General features: G+C 35.4%; 5 protein-coding genes and 1 pseudogene. 4 read left to right on the plus strand and 2 right to left on the minus strand.

From position 1 onward, the window contains the following. The first annotated feature begins 687 nt into the window (after window positions 1-687). Together FFM73_RS10705 and FFM73_RS10715 are read left to right on the plus strand one after the other, a co-directional pair. Window positions 688-1,623, plus strand: a complete 936-nt coding sequence (locus FFM73_RS10705; protein WP_137631716.1) for a replication initiation protein — start codon at window positions 688-690, stop codon at window positions 1,621-1,623. A 283-nt stretch (window positions 1,624-1,906) separates the two neighbouring features. Further along, window positions 1,907-2,473 carry a DUF536 domain-containing protein gene (locus FFM73_RS10715; RefSeq protein ID WP_137631717.1) on the plus strand — a complete coding sequence of 189 codons (567 nt, stop codon included), beginning with the start codon at window positions 1,907-1,909 and terminating at the stop codon, window positions 2,471-2,473. 408 nt (window positions 2,474-2,881) lie between these two features. Here the strand turns inward: FFM73_RS10715 and FFM73_RS10725 are convergent, their stop codons facing one another. Continuing rightward, entirely contained in the window at window positions 2,882-3,229 is a 348-nt protein-coding gene (locus tag FFM73_RS10725) for a DUF3139 domain-containing protein (protein WP_084989370.1), read from the minus strand. Window positions 3,230-3,735: 506 nt separating this feature from the next. On the opposite strand from FFM73_RS10725, the gene FFM73_RS10740 reads away from it, so the two are divergent. Both FFM73_RS10740 and arsB read left to right on the plus strand, forming a co-directional pair. Beyond that, entirely contained in the window at window positions 3,736-4,053 is a 318-nt protein-coding gene (locus FFM73_RS10740; RefSeq protein ID WP_012391388.1) for an ArsR/SmtB family transcription factor, read from the plus strand. Between the two features lie 50 nt (window positions 4,054-4,103). Continuing rightward, entirely contained in the window at window positions 4,104-5,141 is a 1,038-nt protein-coding gene (gene arsB, locus FFM73_RS10745; RefSeq protein ID WP_137631719.1) for an ACR3 family arsenite efflux transporter, read from the plus strand. Between the two features lie 8 nt (window positions 5,142-5,149). Here the strand turns inward: arsB and FFM73_RS10750 are convergent. After that, a pseudogene (locus FFM73_RS10750) lies at window positions 5,150-5,237 on the minus strand (IS5/IS1182 family transposase); the annotation flags it as partial.

Genomic DNA, 5,237 nt, shown 5'->3' on the forward strand with positions numbered 1-5,237 from the left:
GCTTTTTATTTTTTCTTTGGTATAAATATATATAAACAGTCTCAAAATCGCTAGAAACGAGAAATAAGGCCCTTAAAAAGGAATATAGCAGTTAGATTCTTGCTAAGATTTAGAAAAACTAACTGTTTGCTGTCAATGGTAGCGGACGAGCGTAGCGTGGGAGCATAAGGAATTGACAGCTCTAAACCAGTCTTAACACTGAATTGGCGAAAGCCAAAGTTTCTATAAAACTTTGCTTTCCTGCCTAACGGCGAGTGAAAAAGCGGTCAAGCTGGCTCAGCTTGGACGGGGTTCGGGGCGTCAGCGCCCGAATTAATGTGGCTTGCCACACCTTTTAAGCAACGAACAGCGTGAGGCGCAAGGAGCTGTGCGACTGGAGTTTAATGTGAGCCGTTTTTTGGCTCACTCCTTTGTGTTTTTTTGTTTTAGGTTTGTATCTCGTACAGTGGTGCCTCTTATATACCTCTTTTATAAACCTCTTTTAAACCTCTTTTAGACCCCTCTTGAGCCTTACTCCCCCAAGGCGTACAGAAGTTTATCGACTACATTTTGTCTGTTTATCGACTACATTTTGTCTGTTTATCGACTACATTTTGTCTGTTTATCGACTACATTTTGTCTGTTTATCGACTACATTTATTTACTCCTGTATTCAAATAAGGTAGTATTATTCAAGGAGGTTATTTTATGAGCAATGAATTAGTCAAATATGACCCTGAATTAAATACAATCCCCTTGCGAAGGTTTACTCCTGTAGAAATGAACTTGTTCTTTTCTATAGTTTCTAGAATGCGTGATAAAGGTGATGATACTGTTAGATTTACCTTTGATCAGTTAAAAGAGTTAAGTGCCTATAAGCCAACCGCAAATAATCGGTTTATTGATGACATACAAAGTACATATCAAAAAATACTAGGTCTTAGATTTGGCTCTCGAAGTAAAGATGGTCTTGATAGAGAGATGTTTGTCATGTTCACTCGATTTGAAATTAAGGGATCTGCAGACGTTCCTTATGTTGATATTCAAATTTATCCCAAAGCGTTGAAACTTCTAAATAATCTCGAAAGTTGGGTTCGTTATGCTTTGACAGAGTTCCGAGATTTAAAGAGTAGTTACGCAAAAACAACTTTTCGTATTCTTAAACAATTCCGAACCACTGGTTATGCTTATTTTTCTAAAAATGATTTCTTTGAACTACTAGATATTCCGCAAAGCTATTGGAGTAAGCCTGCGAACGTTGAATCTAGGGTTATTCGCCCAATTAAGGAAGAACTAACCCCTTTGTTTAGAGGCCTAACTATACGAAAAAAATATGGTAAAGGTCGTGGGAAACCAGTGATTGGTTATACTTTTACTTGGAAGCCTGAAAGAAAAGACGCAAACGACTTTTCTCAAGGTAAGTTCCAAGATGAGCGTCAAAAACTTTTTAATATCCAGAATAATGGTGAATTAACAGAACAAGAAAAATGGCGTGCTACCGATAAAGTTAAAGGCCTACCACTAGGCTCAACTGAAAAACAGATTTTAGCCGAACGACAGATTGAGCATGATAAAACAATAAGAGATCAGACAAGACAAGAAATGCTTGCTGAACTCCAAAAGGGGTTTGGAAATCATGCCTAAAACTATTAAGGAACTTGCTGATGAGTTTGGTGTATCAAAACAAGCCATTAGGGAAAAAACTAGATGCAAACTTTAGTTGTTGTTAATTCGGGATATTTGCCGTTAAAGCAACATTCATTGGTGGCAACAACCAGAACCAAATCAATTATAGTTTAGCTTGAAGATTGATACCTATTTTAAAAAACGACAAGAACGACAACCAAGTTTAAGCTTTGCTTGTTGATTGGTGTTCTTGTCGTTTTTAACTTATAATTTAAGGCGGATTAATTAGGTGGTGAAACTATTGGGCAAGACTATTCGACAACTTTCAGAAGAATTAAAATTATCAAAACAAGCTATTAATCAACGTATTAATAGTATTAATGGCTTTCGAAGCAAACACACTTATAAAGTCAAAAACCATCTAGAAATAGACAACCAAGGCGTTAAAATGCTTGCTAATTTCGACAAGCAAAAACGACAAGAACGACAAACAAATCGGCAAGCTGAAAACGACAAGGACAAAAATATTGATCATATCTTGCTAAAACAACTTGATGTTAAAGATCAACAAATTGCAAATTTACAACAGGCCTTAGATCAGCAACAAAAATTACAGATAGCAACGGTTTCAGAAAACCATCGATTAAAAGAGCACGTTCGGAAATTGAGCGGCTTGCTTGAACCTTCTAGTGCAACTCAACAGCAACAATCAAACGACAAGGACGATGCCTTGTCGAATAACTCTAATACCCGTCACAGCAAGGATAAAAACGACAAGAAAAATGAAAATAGAGTTGCTGGATATAATAATAGACAAAAAAAAGTATCTAAAAACAAAGTCAATAATAGTTGGTGGCGTTTTTGGTAGTATTTCTACTCCTTTCATCAAGCAATCAGGAATCTAACCCAGAAATAGTTGACAAAGAGCCCATTTTCCTACCGCCTTGGATAGTTATAAGAAGCAAAAAAATTCTCATACTATTTGGCTGCCAGTGGTAATTTAAAGATGATAAAAGTCGATACAGCGTAAATAATTAAAATCGGAATCAGTAACATTCCATAGGTGATGGGCCACGTCAAAATGGTCATTAAGGCAGTGCCAACGGTATTTAAAATTACTAACGTTTTCCTGGTTAGTTTAAATGAATGCCACATTAAAAACCACCAGTAGACCAATGAAATAAGTAGCGCAAAACTTCCCAATTCAGTTAATGACAATTTTTATTTATCTCCTATACATTGTTTTTGTAATATATTAAAGCTTGCAAAAATTAAATTAACGATCATACTCCAAGGGTGGATAAGGAGCTAGAGTATCTTTAACACCTTCCCGATGATCATAGATACTTAGGGAAACCTTTTTATCCTGCCAAGACATATTATAAATATATTGATAGGTATGGTGTTGGTGGCGAATTGAAACATCTTCCTCCCATTGCCCCATATTGACCCAATTAAAAACGATTTTCTGACTTTTAATGCTATTTGTTGGAATCTTTTGGGCAACCATGTACGTTCGAACGGCTCCAGTAAAATAAGTGCGATGTTGCCAATAAATGGCTAGCCAAACTATTAAAAAGAATCCTAATAATAAAGCTATTACGTACCCAATTTTTTTTAGCATAACTAATCCACACCTCTTTTTCATTTTGTTGTTAGTTTATAAATATAACTTGGCTTGTAAGTCCCTAAAAAAACATTTGTCATTGAGAATGGGAATACCCACATAAGGCCACCTTTCATTCCTTTATGACTTGTCCCCCACCAATAAGCTAAGTAAACATATTTAGACAGCAGCAACGCCAGCTCGCAAGCCCAATTAAAACAGACCTTACAAAGCGCCTACGCAACGTTTCAAAAGCAGACCAACCTGATCAGTCAGGAAAATCTGACCGCACTCAAACGGATTCAAACCGAGCAAGGCCAAAACAACCAGCTTCTTACCACAAAAAGTAACAGCTAAATCGGCAAATGAAGAAAAACATGGTTGGCTTTGGCGAATAACACATTAATACTGCTGGTTTTGTAATAATAGTAAAAAATCTAATTTCGTCCGAACGGCAATCTTTTTCATTATTCATGTGATACAATATAGATAATCGTCTATGTTTAATGTGGAGGAATTTACTGATGCACTATGAGTATAAAGATTTGGCATCACTTTTAAAGGTGGTTGCTGAACCTAACCGTCTTAAGATTTTAGAAATGCTGTCCTGTGGTGAGATGTGTGGGTGTGATATACTTGCACACTTTAACTTTACACAACCGACTCTATCCCACCATATGAGTATTCTGGAAAAAAGTGGATTAGTTAACGTAAGAAAAGATACTAAGTGGCACTATTATTCTTTAAATTCAAACAAAAAAGAAGGACTGATTAGTGAATTAACACAAATACTATCTAAAACTGACCATTGCATATGTAAGGATTCACATTCAAACTGTTAGCTTTTTTATTTTGCATTATACATAGATAAATATCTATATGGAGGGCTATTATGCGTACTTCTAAAAATTTATCATTCATGGACCGTTATATGACCTTATGGGTATTTTTAGCTATGGCACTGGGAATTATTAGCGGTTTAGCTTTTCCATCGCTCCCTAAAATAATTAATAGTTGGTCTATCGGTACAACATCAATTCCAATAGCAATAGGCTTAATATTAATGCTATATCCACCACTAACCAAAGTTAATTATGGCAAAATGGGTGATGTATTTAAGGACAAAAAGGAACTTGCTTTTTCATTAGTTCAAAATTGGATCGTTGGCCCTATTTTAATGTTTGCTCTTGCTGTTATCTTTCTACACAATTATCCAAACTATATGATTGGTTTAATCATGATCGGTTTAGCACGGTGTATTGCTATGGTTATTGTGTGGAATGAATTAGCGCAGGGTAATAACGATTATGCTGCTGGTCTAGTAGCTTTTAACTCAATTTTTCAGATTTTGCTATATTCCGTTTATGCATACTTCTTTATTAGTGTCTTACCAAAATTCTTTGGGCTACAAACACAGACAATTAATATTACAATGAGTGAAATTGCTAAAAGTGTTTTTATTTATCTTGGTATTCCTTTCATTTTGGGCATTGGTTCTCGTTACTTTATCATTAGCACAAAGGGTAAAGAATGGTTTGAAGATAAATATGTACCAAAAATAAGCAGAATTACTACTTGGGCTTTACTCTTTACAATAGTAGTGATGTTTTCTGTCAAGGGTGCAAAAGTAGTTCAACTACCAATGGACGCAATAAGAATTGCTGTTCCTTTATTACTATATTTTGTCTTAATGTTCTTCATAACCTTTTGGATTGCGAAAAAAACTAAAACTAGTTATTCAATTTCTGCGACACAATCTTTCACCGCTGCAAGTAATAACTTTGAATTAGCTGTTGCAGTAACAGTCGCTATATTTGGCTTGAATTCTGGAGAAGCATTTGCTGCCGTTATTGGCCCAATGGTTGAAGTACCGGTAATGATCTCATTAGTTGATGTAGCACTATGGATTAAAAGAAAATATTATGATTAAGAAGCTGTCTAAAATCTCTTAAGTAATAGTGCTAAAAACGCTAAAACGACCATTTGCAGACTGGTGGTTAATTGACGCTCACAATTTTTCCAAAGT

Source organism: Secundilactobacillus hailunensis (assembly GCF_005405185.1).
GTDB classification, from domain to species: Bacteria; Bacillota; Bacilli; order Lactobacillales; family Lactobacillaceae; genus Secundilactobacillus; species Secundilactobacillus hailunensis.

Coding starts and splice junctions, on each gene's coding strand:
- FFM73_RS10740 (WP_012391388.1), top strand. CDS start 3,736: ATGCACTATGAGTATAAAGATTTGGCATCACTTTTAAAGGTGGTTGCT.
- FFM73_RS10725 (WP_084989370.1), bottom strand. CDS start 3,229: ATGCTAAAAAAAATTGGGTACGTAATAGCTTTATTATTAGGATTCTTT.
- FFM73_RS10705 (WP_137631716.1), top strand. CDS start 688: ATGAGCAATGAATTAGTCAAATATGACCCTGAATTAAATACAATCCCC.
- arsB (WP_137631719.1), top strand. CDS start 4,104: ATGCGTACTTCTAAAAATTTATCATTCATGGACCGTTATATGACCTTA.